Origin of the sequence: Bacillus cereus group sp. MG4 (assembly GCF_040460055.1) — a bacterium.
Taxonomy (GTDB): domain Bacteria; phylum Bacillota; class Bacilli; order Bacillales; family Bacillaceae_G; genus Bacillus_A; species Bacillus_A wiedmannii.
Map to the genome: position 1 here is coordinate 4750454 of NZ_JARVGZ010000001.1, position 14711 is coordinate 4765164.

Below are 14711 nucleotides of genomic sequence, written 5' to 3' on the forward strand. Positions count from 1 at the left end.
CACTTCTTTTTTTAGAAATAAATCGACCGAAAAGGAGATAGAAAAATGACTACATTCGTAACGGAATGGGAAAAGCAATTGGAGTTGTACCCAGAAGAATATCGTAAAGCATATCGCCGTGTGAAAAGAGCGAGCGAAGTTTTATTACGCGAACCAGAACCACAAGTTGGTTTAACAACGAAAGAAGTTATTTGGACGAAGAATAAAACGAAGCTGTATCGTTACATTCCAAAACAAGAAAAAACACAGAGAGTTCCAATCCTATTAATATACGCGCTTATTAATAAACCGTATATTATGGATTTAACTCCAGGAAATAGTTTAGTGGAATATTTAGTAGATCGTGGTTTTGATGTGTATATGCTTGATTGGGGCACATTTGGTTTAGAAGATAGTCATTTGAAATTTGATGATTTCGTGTTTGATTATATTGCAAAAGCAGTGAAGAAAGTAATGAGAACTGCGAATTCGGACGAGATTTCTTTACTTGGTTATTGCATGGGTGGAACGCTAACTTCTATTTATGCAGCACTTCATCCACACATGCCAATTCGCAACTTAATCTTTATGACAAGTCCTTTTGATTTCTCTGAAACAGGATTATACGGTCCTTTATTAGATGAGAAATACTTCAATTTAGATAAAGCGGTTGATACATTCGGAAATATTCCGCCAGAAATGATTGATTTCGGAAATAAGATGTTAAAACCAATTACAAACTTTGTAGGTCCATATGTCGCTTTACTTGATCGTTCAGAAAATGAGCGCTTCGTCGAAAGCTGGAAATTAGTTCAAAAGTGGGTTGGTGACGGTATTCCATTCCCAGGTGAATCGTATAGACAATGGATTCGTGATTTTTATCAAAATAATAAATTAGTGAAAGGTGAACTCGTTATTCGTGGACAAAAGGTAGACCTTGCAAATATTAAGGCGAATGTCTTAAATATTTCTGCGAAACGTGATCATATCGCCCTGCCATGCCAAGTAGAAGCTTTGCTAGACCATATTTCTAGCACAGATAAACAATATGTATGTTTACCAACGGGACATATGTCGATCGTTTACGGTGGAACAGCGGTAAAACAAACATATCCGACGGTTGGAAATTGGCTGGAGGAGCGTTCTAATTAAAAATAAAAAGTCCAACTAGCGTATGTTAGTTGGATTTTTTTATGGGAAATAACAAAAGATAGAAAGGAGAAATTTATATTTTAGGAGTATAATTATGAAACTTATGACTGGTAAGTTGTTTTGGAATACAGGAGTTTCTATACCTTGTTATCCATCATTAGAAAATGATATGATATGTGATGTGCTTGTAGTCGGAAGCGGAGAAGCAGGTGCTCATATAGCGTATTCGTTAGCGAAAATTGGAATGCGTGTTACGCTCATTGAAAAAAGAGCAATCGCATGTGGTAGCACAGCTGCTAATACAGGTTTACTACAATTTCTTCATGATAAATCGCTAACCTCACTTATCCATACATTTGGTGAAAAAAAGGGGGTACGAGCATATAAGCTTTGTTACGAAGCGCTACGAACAATGGAGCAAGTCGTACCGACTCTCGATATTGATCCCCAGTTTATTCCGCGAAGTAGTTTGTATTATGCAAGTAGAAATGAGGATGTATCGTTTTTACAAGAAGAATATAATACGTTACGCCATTATGGATTCCCGGTTGAATATTTTACCGATTCACATATGAAGAAGAAGTATTCATTTATAAAACAAGCAGCGTTATATACGCATGGTGATGCCGAAGTGAATCCGTATTTATTAGCGCATAGCCTTTTGCATAAAGCAAATCAAATGGGAGCTACTATACTTGAGCATACAGAGGCCATACATATAAAAAAACGCCAAAATGATTTAATTTGTTACACGAAAACAGGAAATCAAATTGTAGCAAAGAATATTATTATGGCGACAGGTTATGAAGCACTTTTCGGAAAGAAAGAAAAAAATACAATGGTGGAAACATCATATGCAGTGGTGACAAATAAGGTAGATTCATTTGAAGGCTGGCATGAACAATCATTAATTTGGGAAACAGCACGGCCTTACTTATATTTTCGAACGTATCAAAACCGTATTATTGTAGGCGGATTAGATGAAGCGATGCAAATCCAAACAATTGGTGATACGAAATTATTGCATAAGCGTGATATCCTTATTAACATTGTAAAAGAGATGTTCCCGCAGTATAAGAATATACAGGCAGAGTACTATTGGGCGGCAGCATTTGGCGGTAGTCATGATGGTCTCCCTATTTTAAAAGAAGACAAAGAGATACATAATTTATTTTACGCATTGCCGTATGGAGGTAATGGAACTGTGTATGGAATGGTATTTGCCAAATTATTTGAGCAGTTATTTACAAATAAAGAAAGTGAAGATTTTTCTTTATTTAATCGATAGAAAAAAAGGTAGCGAAGTGATGGAATGAGAGATATAAAAAAGTTTTTACAAAAATTACGTCCTGTACAACTCATTGTTTTGTTTTATTTATTAGCAGTAGTTGTATCGGTGATATTGCTTAGTTTCCCGTTTGTTACGAAGTCTGGTGTGAAATGGACATTTATCGATGCCCTCTTTACATCTGTTAGTGCGGTAAGTGTTACGGGACTGTCTGTTGTTACGATTTCAGATACATTTACTACGGCAGGAATTATTATGTTAGCCCTTATTTTACAATTAGGCGGCTTAGGAATTATGGCACTCGGTACGTTTGTTTGGATTATAACGGGGAAAAAGATCGGTTTGCAGAGAAGAAGACTCATTATGGCAGACCATAATCAAGGGAATTTATCAGGCCTTGTAGAATTGATGCGTTCTATTTTAATTGTAATTATTTCGATAGAACTTATTGGAGCGATACTATTAGGTACAAGATTTCTACTTTATTTTCCAACTTGGCAAGAAGCTTATTTTCACGGTTTCTTTGCAGCTGTTAGTGCAACCACGAACGGCGGATTTGATTTAACTGGACAATCACTAATTCCGTACAAAAAAGATTATATTGTGCAAATGATTCATATGTTACTTATTATTTTAGGAGCGATTGGCTTCCCGGTGTTAATGGAAATAAAGCAATTCTTTAGTAAAAGGCGACAGCAACTATTCCGCTTTTCGTTATTTACAAAATTGACGACAACAACATTTTTTGCACTCGTTATCGTTGGAACAATTATGATTTTTTTACTAGAACGAAATCAATTTTTAGCAGGAAAGTCATGGCATGAAACAGTTTTCTATACATTATTCCAATCTGTGACGACGCGAAGTGGTGGACTTGCTACAATGGATATACGTGAATTGTCACAACCGACGCTTTTATTTATGAGTATATTAATGTTTATAGGGGCATCTCCAAGTTCGGTTGGGGGCGGAATACGTACAACAACATTCGCTGTTAGTATATTATCGTTATACACTTTTGCAAGAGGCGGAAGAACGGTTAGAGTCTTCAAACGTCAGTTACATGAAGAAGACGTGCTAAAAGCATCTGTCGTTATGACGATGGGGGGTTTATTATGTGCCACAGCACTCTTTATTTTATCTATTACGGAAAATGTACCGCTTATGAGTTTAATTGTTGAAGTGTGTTCTGCTTTCGGAACGACAGGGCTATCGACAGGTATTACGCCAGATTTAACAACTGTTGGTAAACTTGTACTCATTGTACTTATGTTTATTGGGCGTGTCGGTATTTTAACATTTATACTGGCTAGTGGGGGAAGAGAACAGCCACCTCGCTATAAATACCCGAAAGAGCGAATTATTATTGGATAGTATGAAACCATTCTACCTATGTGAGGTAGAATGGTTTTTTAGTCGTTAATGCCAAATTGCGGATGCATAAAAGCCTCATTCTTATTATCCACTTCTTTTTTTAGCAACTCTTGATTTTCTTCTGAAATCCACCCAATATCATTTGTAGGATGAATCCATTCTTCTCCAGCCATAATGGCAGGGTCTACTTCATCAGTCCAATTGTGAAGTGGACTATTCTCGGAATCATATTTACTGTCTCCGATTACGACGTCATATTGATTTATGAAAGGTTGTTGCATCTTCTTTCCTGTTCCTTTAAAAGATGGGAAATTCATTTGATGCGGGAGCGTTTCATCTAAAATTGGTGACTGGATTTTATCTTTCTTCTTCAAAATAATCGCCCCTTTTTTAATGCTTTCTTCATAGGTAGTATTTCCATCTAGCGGCCTTATGTACTTGTTAACACTTGCCAGTAATAATTATTTACTGTTGTTTTAAACTAGAGTAGAAAGTGAATTCTTGAGAGCAGGTGAATGTATTGGTAAAAAGAAAAGTGAAACAAAATGCGGCAATCAACAATAATAAAACTCCGAAAGAAAGCTTACCAGATGCAGAATTTGCATTAGAGTATGAAGGAGAAAATAGCGCGAAGTATGCAAATCGTAATTCAAAAAAAGGTAAACAAAAATGAGGCGTTTTTTTACAAACGCCTCATTTTTTTGTGGGATTATAAAGGTTTTTTTAATTATTTGTAAATTTAGTGTTCATTATTAGCAGAAAAATGCGAAAAAACATAGAAGTAGCAACGTATTACACAAAAACAAACAACAAACAAAAGATTAATGTTGGTTTAATACTGCTTTTACACTAGTTGTTTATATTAGAGTTGTACATAAGATTTATAAAAGGAGAGAGAGACAGTGAAAAAAACAATCTTTAAAGCTGTAGCAACTGGAATGGTATTTTCGTTATTAATGGGGTGTGGTGCAAAGAAAGAAGAGAGTGCTGGGGCAAAAGTAAAGGATGATAAATTATCTGGATCATTAACTGTTTACACAGCGATTGAAGAAGAACTTGTACCAATTTACCTTGATTCTTTTAAACAGAAGTATCCAGATGTGAAACTGAACATTGTTCGTGATTCAACTGGGGTTATTACAGCGAAATTGCTAGCTGAAGGAAAAAATACACAAGCAGATGTTGTATGGGGAACAGCAGCGTCGAGTCTATTAGCTTTAGATAAAAAAGATATGTTAAAAGGATACTCTCCAAAAGGAGCGGATCGTGTTCTTCCGCAATTTAAAGATGATAAGCAACCAGAAAAATGGGTAGGTAATACGGCATTTATGACGGGGATTGCTATAAATAAAGAAGAATTAAAGAAGAAAAATTTACCGATGCCAGAATCATACGAAGACTTAACGAAACCAGAATATAAAGGAACGCTTGTTATGCCACATCCAGCTTCTTCTGGAACAGGATTTTTAACAGTTTCTGCATGGTTACAAATTATGGGTGAAGATAAAGGCTGGGATTACATGAAGAAACTTCATGATAATATAGCAACTTATACTCATTCAGGTTCAAAACCAGCGAAATTAGCAGGCGCAGGTGAATATCCAGTTGGCGTATCAATGGTTTATAGTGCTTTGAAAGAGAAACAAAAAGGTGCACCAGTTGAAGTTGTATTGCCGAAAGAAGGATTAGGTTGGGAAGTAGAAGCGAACGCACTTATTAAAAAAGATAATGCAAAAAATGAAAAATTAGCGCAAGCATTTTTAGATTGGGCAATTACTGATGATGTAATGAAGTTATACTTCGAGAAAAATGGATTTGCGACAATTAAAAATGATTATAAACTTCCAGATGGATTCCCTAAAGATGTGACAGAAAAGTTATACAAAAAGAATGACTTTAAATGGGCAGCAGAAAATCGTGACAAAATTTTAGAAAAATGGGAAAAAGAGTTTGGCCAAAAAGCAGAACCGAAAAAGTAAGTGAGTGGGAGAGAGAAAAAATGAGCGAATATTTATCAATTCAACACATTCAAAAACAGTTTGATGTATTTACAGCGTTAAAAGATATTTCTTTTACTGTGAAAAAAAATGAGTTTGTATGTTTATTAGGCCCAAGTGGTTGTGGGAAAACAACATTGCTTCGAATTTTAGCAGGGCTAGAAGAGGCAACAACAGGTAGTATAGCTGTGGATGGAAAAGATATTACAGCATTACCCCCTGGAAAGAGGAATTTCGGAATGGTGTTTCAATCATATGCATTATTTCCGAATTTAACAGCACTTGAAAACATTGAATATGGCTTAAAGACAAAAAAATATGGAAAAGCAGAAGTAAAAGAGAAAGCGCTAGAGGTGCTAGAACTTGTAGATTTGCTGAATGTAAAAGATAAATATCCTGCTCAAATGTCTGGTGGACAACAGCAGCGAGTAGCACTTGCACGTGCGCTCGCTCTGTCTCCGGATATTTTGTTACTCGATGAGCCATTATCTGCTTTAGATGCAAAAGTGCGTGAAAAGTTACGTAGAGAAATGCGTGATTTGCAAGAAAAAGTAGGAGTAACAACTATTATGGTTACGCATGATCAAGAAGAGGCATTAACGATGGCCGATAAAATTGTTGTAATGAATCATGCGGAAATTATGCAGATTGGCACACCAGAGGAGATTTATCAAAGACCAGCCAATCCATTTGTGGCAGATTTTATTGGTTCTATTAATTTCTTTTCGAAAAACAATGAAGAACATGCAATTCGTCCTGAGCATGTAACAGTTGTACAAAAGGATGGTATTAAAACGGTTGTGGAAAGTATGGAATTTCGCGGATCTGTATATCGGACGGAAGTGCGGGTCGTAGAAGAAAAAACACATCTTTATAACGAGAAAATTGTAGTGGATATATTGGCATCAGAAGTAGAAGCAACCGCAATTAGAAAAGGAAAGCCGATTCAAATCTCTTTCTCAGAAAATCATATGTTGTCATATGGAAAGAAGGTCATTGTATAGATGGAGATGTTAGAAGATTTTAAGGTAGAAAGTACGAAAAAAAAGATTAAGAGACGTATCGGTAAAGAAGAGTGGATACAAAGACTATTAATTATTGGTATGCTTCTCGCGTTTTTGATCATGCTTGTATTACCTCTATTACAATTGTTTACACAAGCTTTTTATGATAAAGATGGAGCTTTCATTGGTGTTGCGAATTTCAGTAAATATTTCACAACACCAACGCTAGTTCAATCATTACAAAATACGATATGGATTTCGGGTGCGACAACAATTATTGCAGTGACACTTGCTTTCGCTTACGCCTATGCGATCGCTCGTACGAATGTGTTTGGAAAGCGTGTATTCCAATATATTGCGTTGTTACCATTATTCGCACCAACGATGATGCATGGTATCGCACTTACATATTTATTTGGTAATCAAGGGTTAGTAACGAAAGGAATGTTTGGTTTGTTTGAAGGGATACAAATCCCTTTATATGGACCAGTAGGAATTGTAATGGCTGAAGTCATGTATACATTTCCGCAAGCATTTCTTATATTATTAATTGCTTTTCAAGGCTCTGATTATCGTTTATATGAAGCTTCTAATATGTTAGGAGCGAGTAAAACAAAGCAATTTTTCACTGTTACTTTACCTAGTGTAAAGTACGGATTAATTAGTGCGATGTTCGTTGTGTTTACACTTAGTTTCACTGATTTTGGGGCACCAAAAATTGTTGGTGGGCAATATAATGTACTTGCTACTGACGTATATAAGCAAGTAATTGGGCAGCAAAATATGCCGATGGGTGCAACTGTCGGAATGATTTTATTAATCCCAGCTATATTTGCCTTTGCAGTTGATCGCATTACGCAAAGAAAGCAGGCGAATCTCTTATCTTCCAAATCAGTACCTTACAGAATAATAAATAATAAGAAACGAGATGTTATTTCATTCGTATATTGTAGCGTAGTAACGCTTATGATCATTCTATTATTTGTGGCAGTTGGTATTGCTGCAAGTGTGAAAGTATGGCCATATAATATGAGCTTTACATTTGAGCATTTTAATTTTTCCAGTTTAACAGGAGATGGATTGGAAGCATTTAAAAATAGCGTAATTGTTTCAGCAATTACTGCGGTTATTGGAGCGGTTTTAACATTTATGTTCGCTTATGCGATTGAGAAAATAGATCAGCTACAATTTTTCCGAAAAGTAGGTTACTTTTTCTCTATCGTCCCTTTAGCGATACCAGGTTTAGTACTTGGGTTAGGCTACGTCTTCTTCTTTAGTCAACCAACCATACAAATCTTTGGACTTTCCGTAACGAACCCGTTCCATTCTCTATACGGAACAATTGCTGTGCTAGTACTAGTCAATATCATTCATTTTTATTCTGTAACATTTGTTACGGCAACGACAGCTTTAAAGAAATTAGATCGAGAGTTTGAACTTGTTTCACAGTCGATGGGGATACCGTTTTATAAAACATTCTTTCGAGTTACGGTACCGATGTGTTTACCAGCCATTTTAGAAATGGTAATGTACTACTTCGTAAATTCAATGGTAACTGTCTCAGCAGTTGTATTCCTGTATGCAGCTGATTTTAAACTAGCTGCCGTATCAATTGTAAATATGGATGATGCAGGAAATGTAGCACCAGCAGCTGCAATGAGTGTACTTATTGTTGTTACAAATATTGTAGTGAGAGTTGTATATGAATGGGGAACGAAAGCACTTCGTAACCGAACGTCACAATGGCAAAAAAGATAAATAAGAAGGGTGATGGATTGGATGAAAGTAGAAGCAGTTATTTTTGATTGGGCAGGTACAACAGTTGATTACGGATGTTTTGCACCACTGGAAGTATTTATGGAGATTTTCCATAAACGTGGTGTTGCAATTACTGCAGAAGAAGCCCGTAAGCCAATGGGATTATTGAAAATTGATCATGTTAGGGCATTAACAGAGATGCCTCGTATTGCGAGTGAGTGGAATCGTATTTTCGGACAATTACCAACAGAAGCAGACATTCAGGAAATGTATGAAGAATTTGAAAAGATTCTCTTCGCTATTTTACCGCGCTATGCGTCGCCGATTAATGGAGTAAAAGAAGTGATTGCTTCTTTACGTGAAAGAGGAATTAAAATAGGTTCAACGACTGGTTATACGAGAGAAATGATGGATATTGTAGCAAAAGAAGCAGCACTACAAGGGTATAAACCTGATTTTCTTGTAACACCAGATGATGTTCCAGCAGGTCGTCCGTATCCGTGGATGTGCTATAAAAATGCGATGGAGCTTGGTGTATATCCAATGAATCATATGATAAAAGTTGGAGACACAGTATCAGATATGAAAGAGGGAAGAAATGCTGGTATGTGGACAGTGGGTGTAATTCTCGGCAGTAGCGAACTAGGCTTAACTGAAGAGGAAGTGGAGAATATGGATCAGGTAGAACTTCGTGAAAAAATAGAAGTAGTTCGCAATCGTTTCGTTGAAAATGGGGCGCACTTTACGATAGAAACGATGCAGGAACTCGAAAACGTAATGGAACATATCGAGAAACAAGAACTTATTATTTCATAAAAGGGGAATAGGATCATGACTGAAAATCACTATTTATTATTAACGCCTGGACCATTAACAACAACCAAAACAGTAAAAGAAGTTATGTTATACGATTGGTGTACGTGGGATGCTGAATATAACAAAATGGTACAAGAGGTAAGAGCTAAGCTTGTATCGTTAGCAACGAAGGAAAAAGAGACATATACAACTGTTCTCATGCAAGGAAGCGGTACGTTTTCAGTTGAAGCAGTGATTGGATCTGTCGTTCCTAAAAATGGAAAGCTGCTCGTATGTACAAATGGTGCGTATGGTAAGCGAATTGTACAAATGGCAGAGATGTTACATATAGATGTGGTGGTCAGTCAAACAGAAGAGTGGGAGCCTACTAATATTGCAGCAGTAGAAAAGATATTGCAACGAGATAAAGAGATTACACATATTGCAGTTGTTCATTGTGAAACAACAACAGGTATTATCAATCCAATTGTAGATGTATGTAAATTAGGGAAGCAATACGGAAAAGTAACACTGGTTGATGCAATGAGTAGTTTTGGTGGTATTGAAATAGATATCGCTGAGTTGCAAATTGACTTTCTAATTAGTAGTGCGAATAAATGTATTCAAGGCGTTCCTGGATTCGGCTTTGTTATTGCGAAGCGCGATGAATTGGTGAAATGTAAAGGGCAGGCACGTTCATTATCATTAGACTTATTTGATCAGTGGGAAACGATGGAACATCAAAATGGGAAATGGCGTTTTACGTCACCTACACATGTTGTACACGCTTTTTATCAAGCACTACTTGAATTAGAAAAAGAGGGCGGAGTAGAAGCACGTTACAATCGATATTATAACAATCAAAAAATATTAGTGAATAGAATGAGAGAAATCGGATTTAAGCCACTAGTAGATGAAAAATATCAATCGCCTATTATTACATCTTTCATTTATCCAGAAGAGGGGTTCGATTTTGGGCAGTTATATAATGAATTAAAGTGTGATGGGTTTGTTATTTATCCAGGTAAAATTTCAAAAGTAGATACATTCCGCATTGGAAATATCGGTGATGTACATGAGGCAGATATCAATCGCTTAGTTGATAGTATCGCTAAAGGAGTTGTTATAGGTTGAAAGTATTTTGCTTAGGTGGAGCAGGTAAAATTTGTCGTGAAGCAATTTTAGATTTAGTGCAATTTTCATCTTTTGAGGCGATTACAGTAGCTGATTTTAATGAAGAAGAGGGCCTGAAAGTAGTAGAATGGCTCAACGATCCTCGTGTTGATTTTGTGAAAGTAGATGTAACGAATCACGAGGATACGGTTGCAAAAATGAAAGGTTATGACATTGTAATGGACGGTACGACAATTAAGTTAAATGGATTGTCTACTCGATGTATTGCAGAAGCAGGTTGTCACGGTGTGAATTTGAATGGATTTGGTGAAGAAAATGAATCTCATTCTATATTTGCTCAAAATGAAAAAACGTGTTTACCTGGTTTTGGTATGACGCCAGGTGTAACGCAAATGATGGCAATGCATGTAGCAAATCAGCTAGATACTGTAGAGTCAGTACGTGTAAGTCATGGCTCGTACCGTCCAATTGCTTTTTCTGCATCAATTACAGAAACAACGACATATGAATATGATCCACATTTACCATCGCGTACAGTATATGAAGAGGGTGAGTTTAAGCAAGTACCGCCGTTTGCGCGTCCGAGAGAAATTGAATTACCGGCGCCTTATGGTAAGGAAACGCAGTATATAATACCGCATTCTGAAACGATTACGTTAGCAAAAGCACTAGAAAATAAAGGGGTCAAACTGATAGAGACGAGAGGAACTTGGCCAAAGCAAAATATGCAGCTCGTACGTGCTTTATATGATTATGGTATATTGCGTAATGATCGGGTTGACATAAATGGGAAAGAAATTGGCATTATGGATTGTATTTCGAAGTATTTATTGCAATCGAAAGAAGGGCAAGAAACAGAAATTTACGGTTATGCGCTTCATGTAGAAGTAATAGGTATGAAAAATAATGAGAAACAAAGGCACGTATTATATCATACACACCCGTTATCTGATGGTTCTGTTGTAGGATGGGAAAAATTAAGAGCTTATACGAGAAACGTCGGTATTCCATTTGGGATTGCTACAGAGTTAATCGCAAAAGGGAGTGTAAACAAAGTTGGTGTTGTGACACCTGAGGAAGCTTTTGTAAATCCACAAATTATTTTTGATGAACTAAAAAAGCGTGGTATTTATATTCATGAAGAAGTTTTCACTGAAAAAGAAAGTCATAACTTTGTATAAGTAAGGCAGTGTATGAGGTAGAAATCAATGGGGTGAATCTATGTCTGTAGTAGGTGAAGAAAGAAAGCGAACCATTCTTGAGAAGGTAGAGTTTAAAGGGAAAGTAAAAGTTTCAGAGTTAGCGAGAGAGTTTGCTGTATCAACAGAGACGATTCGTCGTTATTTAGAAGAATTGGATCGTGAAAAGAAGTTGAAGAAAGTGTATGGCGGAGCCGTCCAACTTCCGGGAGCTGGAATAGAGGCACCAATGTTAGAACGAGAGATGCTGCATATAGAAGAGAAGAAGAGAATTGGGTATAAAGCAGCAACGTTTGTGGAAGATGGAGATGTGATTGCGATTGATGATGGAAGTACACCACTTCAAATGGTGCCATATCTTGTTCATCGTAAAAATTTAACGATTGTAACAAGTTCATTTCCAGTAGCTACACAATTAATTTCTTCTATTAATAAAAAGATGTTTCACGGTGAAGTTTTATTTATTGGTGGCAAAGTATCTCCAAAGCATTCACGTGTGTCAGGTTCTATTTCACAGCAAGTAATCCAGCAATTTCATTTTCATAAAGCATTCGTTTCGATTGATGGATTGTTACCTGGTTTTGGGGTTTCTAGTTTTGAATTAGAAAAGGCGAAACTGTCAGAAGCGATGCTGAAATTAGCGGAGAAAACATATATTTTATGTGATCATACAAAAGTAGGGGTAAAAGGAAATTACCGAATAGCAGCATTTTCACGTATTCAACATGTAATTTGTGATAAGAAAATGCCCTATAGTTTTGAAGAGGAAGTCAAAAAGCATAATATTCAATGGACAATTTGTTAAATAAATTGAACTCCCACCTGTTTTTGAGGTGGGAGTTTTACTGTCCGCAAATAGCGGGATAAAAGATTTGTATGTATGCAAAAAGTGGACACATTTTCTCATCTCGTTCATATAATTTACCAATACAAAAAAAGTTGGTCGAAGGAAAGAAGGGAGAATCATGTCAGAACGGATATATAATAAACTTGTATTGTATGCAAATATTTTGCAAAAAATTGGTTTTATTAATGAAAAAGAAAAAAGTGAAATTCTTCATACGCTAGGTAAAAAGGCCCTTTGATTAAAGGGTTTTTTTATTTTTTATCTTTGGAAATATAAACTTAATGTAATATTATCATTTATTTGTAGATAATTGATAACGTTTATCAATTATAAAAATTATGTATGATAGGGGATATTATTTTGAAAAAAAGTTATATTAAGGCGCTAGTAGTAGCCACAACATTAGCAATTCCATTTGCTACATACTCTACTCCAGCATTAGCAGCACTAAAAGCTGAAGCAAACCAGTCGGTGGCAGCAGCTAGTGAACGTACATACGATACTGAGATTAAAATATATAAGGATCAAAAAGATGAGCCATCTATGGTTTCTCAGTATACAAAAAATCCTAAAGTAGCAATTGAAGATGTGACACCACTTGCTAAAATGACTCAGCTTACAGAATTAGATTTACCTAATAATGAGTTAAGGGATATTACTCCATTATCAAATCTAGTAAACTTACAAAAACTTGATTTAGAAGCAAATTATATTTCAGACTTATCGCCAGTTAGTAAGTTGAATAAGTTAGTATATTTAAGTTTTGTTGCAAATGAAATCCGCGATGTTAGACCAGTAATAGAACTAAGTAAGAAAGCTTATATTAATGTTCAAAACCAAAAAGTCTTTCTAGAGGATACAGAGGTAAATAAAGAAGTAAAAGTACCTATATATAAGAAAAAGACGGCGAGGTATCTACAAAAATCCGTCTGAAGAGTGATGGTGGTACGTATAGTAATGGTGTAGTGAAATGGAGTACACCAGGTGAGAAAGTATATGAATTTGGAGTGAAAGATCCATTTAATGATACAGGTATTTTCTTCACTGGTTCTGTGATTCAAAAGGTTGTAAATGAAAAAGTAGCTGAAGAAGTAATAGAGTTTAAAGATGTACCAAAGGGCCATTGGGCAGAAGGTTATGTGAAAGCTTTAGCGGATAATAATATATCAAAAGGTGATGGAAAAGGAAACTTTTTAGGTGATGATTTCGTAACACGTGAACAATATGCACGGTTTTTATATAATGCAATAAAGAAATAAAAGATGAGAAAATACGTTATTCTTTGATTTAAAAAGAATAACGTATTTTTTATGTACAAAATGAAATAGGTAATAGACAGAAGTATAGATATATGAATGGCCCATTTTAAAGAAGAGCTGTGAAACTATATTGACAAAAAGGCGTTCTCATGTGATAATTCAATTAAATTTTTAGAATAATCAAAAAATACTCCTTTTACATAGAAAGGATTCGAACATTATATAAATATTATGCCGGGGGTGACGAAATGTTATTTTTTCTAAAGAAATGGAATGAATTAAAAGATGTGAAATCTGAATTGGCACTTCGTGATTGGTTTTATGGTACAAAAATTAGTTTATCACTCTGTACGTCAAAAGAGCCGTTAACTTTTTTAATAAACGTTGAGGGAAGAGATAAAGGGTTATTTTCAGAAGAAGACTTTATTGTTGTTAATTGTATGTGTGAGCCAGTATTTGAAAATGAAGAAAAACCAGCTGCAGAATCGTTTATGCATGCGGATATTTATAAAAAAAGTAGTGCAGAATGTATTTTACAAGTGCAGACTGTAGATAGCCATTTAATATCAGAGTTATATGGAGAAGAAGGAGAAGTAACATTCGATAAACGTAGCGTGGAACGTGTTTTTGGAAAAGAAGGTATAACAGAAATGACAATTCCCATTGTAGAAGATGAGAAGAAATTTGCTGATTTATTAGAAAGTAATATACCGAATTTTATTGAAGGTGGAGGAGTAGTTCTTGTTCATAATTATGGCATGATTGTGTGGGGGAAAACTCCAGAAGAAGCGAAAAAATGGCTAGAGGGTATAGAATATTTAATGAATTACCATGTAAAGTTGTTAATGATAAAAGGTGCAAAGAGCTCTGTTATATAAAATGTTTGTGATGTCGTTACAAGTCAATAAAAAATGAAAGCGTTTTA

Annotated in this window: 13 protein-coding genes and 1 pseudogene; 13 read left to right on the forward strand and 1 reads right to left on the reverse strand. The window is 35.6% G+C overall.

What is annotated here, in order from left to right:
- Positions 1–45 precede the first annotated feature (45 nt).
- From phaC to QCI41_RS24980, 3 genes are all read left to right on the forward strand, one after another.
- Positions 46–1131: a class III poly(R)-hydroxyalkanoic acid synthase subunit PhaC gene (gene phaC, locus QCI41_RS24970; RefSeq protein WP_353836395.1), complete on the forward strand. Its 1086-nt coding sequence runs from the start codon at positions 46–48 to the stop codon at positions 1129–1131.
- Between the two features lie 94 nt (positions 1132–1225).
- Positions 1226–2419, forward strand: a complete 1194-nt coding sequence (locus QCI41_RS24975; protein WP_353836394.1) for an NAD(P)/FAD-dependent oxidoreductase — start codon at positions 1226–1228, stop codon at positions 2417–2419.
- Positions 2420–2443: 24 nt separating this feature from the next.
- Positions 2444–3793, forward strand: coding sequence for a TrkH family potassium uptake protein (locus tag QCI41_RS24980; protein WP_353836393.1), 1350 nt, complete (start codon positions 2444–2446; stop codon positions 3791–3793).
- 38 nt (positions 3794–3831) lie between these two features.
- On the opposite strand, the gene QCI41_RS24985 is transcribed toward QCI41_RS24980, so the two are convergent.
- Positions 3832–4167 carry a DUF3905 domain-containing protein gene (locus tag QCI41_RS24985; RefSeq protein ID WP_000725963.1) on the reverse strand — a complete coding sequence of 112 codons (336 nt, stop codon included), beginning with the start codon at positions 4165–4167 and terminating at the stop codon, positions 3832–3834.
- Between the two features lie 146 nt (positions 4168–4313).
- Between QCI41_RS24985 and QCI41_RS24990 the strand changes: the two genes are divergently transcribed.
- From QCI41_RS24990 to QCI41_RS25035, 10 genes and pseudogenes are all read left to right on the forward strand, one after another.
- A complete protein-coding gene (locus QCI41_RS24990) occupies positions 4314–4466 on the forward strand; it encodes a hypothetical protein (protein ID WP_000240799.1) in 153 nt (50 codons plus the stop codon).
- Between the two features lie 229 nt (positions 4467–4695).
- Positions 4696–5772 carry a putative 2-aminoethylphosphonate ABC transporter substrate-binding protein gene (locus tag QCI41_RS24995; RefSeq protein WP_000750909.1) on the forward strand — a complete coding sequence of 359 codons (1077 nt, stop codon included), beginning with the start codon at positions 4696–4698 and terminating at the stop codon, positions 5770–5772.
- A 20-nt stretch (positions 5773–5792) separates the two neighbouring features.
- On the forward strand, positions 5793–6794 hold the full coding sequence (locus QCI41_RS25000) for a putative 2-aminoethylphosphonate ABC transporter ATP-binding protein (RefSeq protein ID WP_353836392.1): 1002 nt from the start codon (positions 5793–5795) through the stop codon (positions 6792–6794).
- Entirely contained in the window at positions 6795–8552 is a 1758-nt protein-coding gene (locus QCI41_RS25005; RefSeq protein WP_048567063.1) for a putative 2-aminoethylphosphonate ABC transporter permease subunit, read from the forward strand.
- A 21-nt stretch (positions 8553–8573) separates the two neighbouring features.
- The gene (gene phnX / locus QCI41_RS25010) at positions 8574–9368 is read left to right on the forward strand and encodes a phosphonoacetaldehyde hydrolase (RefSeq protein WP_353836391.1); all 795 of its coding nucleotides are present in this window, start codon (positions 8574–8576) and stop codon (positions 9366–9368) included.
- A gap of 15 nt (positions 9369–9383) precedes the next feature.
- The gene (phnW, locus tag QCI41_RS25015) at positions 9384–10481 is read left to right on the forward strand and encodes a 2-aminoethylphosphonate--pyruvate transaminase (protein ID WP_000138234.1); all 1098 of its coding nucleotides are present in this window, start codon (positions 9384–9386) and stop codon (positions 10479–10481) included.
- Positions 10478–11662, forward strand: a complete 1185-nt coding sequence (locus tag QCI41_RS25020) for a saccharopine dehydrogenase family protein (RefSeq protein WP_353836390.1) — start codon at positions 10478–10480, stop codon at positions 11660–11662. The genes phnW and QCI41_RS25020 overlap by 4 nt, the downstream gene beginning before the upstream one ends.
- Positions 11663–11702: 40 nt before the next feature.
- A complete protein-coding gene (locus QCI41_RS25025) occupies positions 11703–12485 on the forward strand; it encodes a DeoR/GlpR family DNA-binding transcription regulator (RefSeq protein ID WP_000117658.1) in 783 nt (260 codons plus the stop codon).
- Positions 12486–13097: 612 nt separating this feature from the next.
- Positions 13098–13786, forward strand: a pseudogene (locus tag QCI41_RS25030) (leucine-rich repeat domain-containing protein); the annotation flags it as partial.
- Positions 13787–14034: 248 nt separating this feature from the next.
- The gene (locus QCI41_RS25035; protein ID WP_353836389.1) at positions 14035–14664 is read left to right on the forward strand and encodes a class II aldolase/adducin family protein; all 630 of its coding nucleotides are present in this window, start codon (positions 14035–14037) and stop codon (positions 14662–14664) included.
- Positions 14665–14711: the final 47 nt, after the last annotated feature.